Raw genomic sequence first — 2,482 nt, forward strand, 5'->3', positions numbered from 1 at the left:
GCCGGCCACATTATTTTGCGCTACAAAAGTCGCAGGACTGTCCACATCACTAATGGCCAAAGTGCCACCCGTGGTTAAAATCGCATTGCTCTCGGTTAAAGTCACACTTGCAGGAGTGATCACCGCGGCATCATTGGTGCCATTAATGGTGACCGTCACTACTTGTGCCGTACCATCAATGGTGGTTACAGTAAAGCTATCGGTAAGAGTTCCACCGACATTTAAAGCTTGAACTGCAGCATTATTATTATTTAAGGTATAGGTCCATACTCCATCTGCAGTCATAGTGTACGTCCCATAACCATTCGCACTGAGGACCGCTGTAGATACAGGAGTAAAGGTATTGGCTGTATTATCCACATCTGTATTGGTCAGCGTGCCGCTGACTGTGGGCGTTCCAATTATTGTATTATCCACACCGCCAGCTTCTACTACATCCCCCGCACTGGTTCCACTAATCACTGCCGCGTCATTAACAGGATAAACCTCTACACTTATATTGGCAGAGTTAGAAGCGCTATCCTGGTTTGAACTTTCGGTTGAAGTAGCTATTACTTGTAAATTGAAAGTACCGTTAAAATTTAAAGGAGGAGTAATAGTTAATGTATTTAAGTTCCAATCCGTTATATTTACTTCAGTACTGCCACTGGACGCGGTAAATGTATGCGTTCCGTCACTTAGTACTGCTCCTACGGGAATACTTTTAATGGCAATACTTAGAGTTTCTGAGCCATCGGTATCTGTAAGACTTGCGGAGATTTTACTCAAAGCTATGGCAGTATCTTCGTTACCATGATTTAAGTTAAATCCTTCATAATAACCTCCAGCTTCTAAAGGAGATAAGACAATACCGCTTGAAGTGATATCGCTAACATCTTTATACAGTTCAAAATTTGACGTACTTAAGTTTTGACCGTTTAAATTCACATCGTAATTACCAGGTCCAGCTGAATTATTATGGTAAATGTTAAGTTCATAATAACCGGTTACTGCTGGGGTAAAAGTACCACTAAAATTACCTTCATTATTTCCCCAGGTACCACTGGCAACTACTGTCGTACCTACAACAATCCTGATACTGTCATCGCCATACCCACTAAAGGTATAAGGAGTATTGGCAACAAGGTAAATAAGGCCTGTTTGCAGTGATGCAGTTCCTACTGGTACAGCACTAGTACCAGTTAGTTCAACATTGGTTACTGTAGTTATGCTATCAGGAGGAATTGCATTGTTATTAAAAGCATTATCAATGATTGATTGTAATGAGTCTGGGTTTGCCCCGTCACCATTAAGAGTCAAATCCAGCTCATTGTTATTCCACGTGTATTTAGTAAAGCCCGTATCAGGAAGCGTAAGATCAATGCTTAGATTAGGAATATCAGCAACTGCAGTGACCGATACCGTTGCGGTTGCTTGAGCGGAATGATCATTAAGATTATCGGTATTGATATAGTTAAAAGTAGTATCTCCACTCCAGTTGGCAGTGGGTTGAAAATATAATGAAGCACTATTATTTACTGCTGTAATCGTATCTCCAATTGCAACTGGATGCGTCATTCCTGCATCAGTGTATAAAGTGCCATTTAAAGGCAAGCTATTGATTGTAAAAGAATTAACTATCCCATCAACATCAGATCCTGTTAGTGTCACCGCTATAGGAGAGGTTGGATCTTCGGAACCTGAAGAAGTAATATTGTCTGCAACTGGTATCGCATTAATTGTATAGGCTTCTGTTGCTGTTGCTACACTTGTATTACCTGCCGCGTCTGTGGTAGTAATACTGGCACTTATCGTTTTATCTGCGTCTGCTACTAAATCAGAACCTTGAACATTAATACTAAAAACGTTCCCAGAGACCAAAGTACCGGTATATTGCACCCCATTCAACACTAGAGTAACTGTATCACCTACTTTAGCATCCCCGCCAGCATGGCCGGTTATTGCCACTTGACCACTGGCTTCCTGTTGGTTAATCACATCATCTGCGGTAATACTATCTAAAACAAGGGTCGATACAGGCGTGGTCGTATCCACCGTGTAAGGTGCTATTGTCGTGGCTGTCCCGGAGTTACCTGCAGCATCGTAAGTTGTAATGCTGGCATGCACGCTGCTATCTGCCGCTAAATCAGAACCTTGAACATTAATACTAAACACGTTCCCGGTGGTCACAGTACCGGAATACTGTACCCCGTTCACCACTAAGGTGACTGTGTCACCTACTTGAGCATCTCCGCCAGCATGGCCGGTTACTGCCACTTGACCGTTGGCTTCCTGTTGATTAATCACATCATCTGCAGTAATGCTATCTAAAATAAGAGTCGGCACAGGGGACGTCGTATCCACCATATAAGGTGCTATTGTCGTCGCTGTCCCAGAGTTGCCTGCAGCATCGTAAGTTGTAATGCTGGCATGCACGCTGCTATCTGCTGCTAAATCAGAACCTTGGACATTAATACTAAACACGTTCCCGGTGGTCACAGTA

1 protein-coding gene is annotated in these 2,482 nt (G+C 42.8%); it reads right to left on the bottom strand.

Features of this window, described 5'->3' with window-relative positions; genetic code table 11:
• Nucleotides 1–2,482, bottom strand: a 2,482-nt coding sequence (locus LOX96_RS17450) for an Ig-like domain-containing protein (protein WP_250456463.1), incomplete at both ends; no start/stop codon positions are given.

The organism is Legionella maioricensis, assembly GCF_023618015.1.
Classification (GTDB): domain Bacteria; phylum Pseudomonadota; class Gammaproteobacteria; order Legionellales; family Legionellaceae; genus Legionella; species Legionella maioricensis.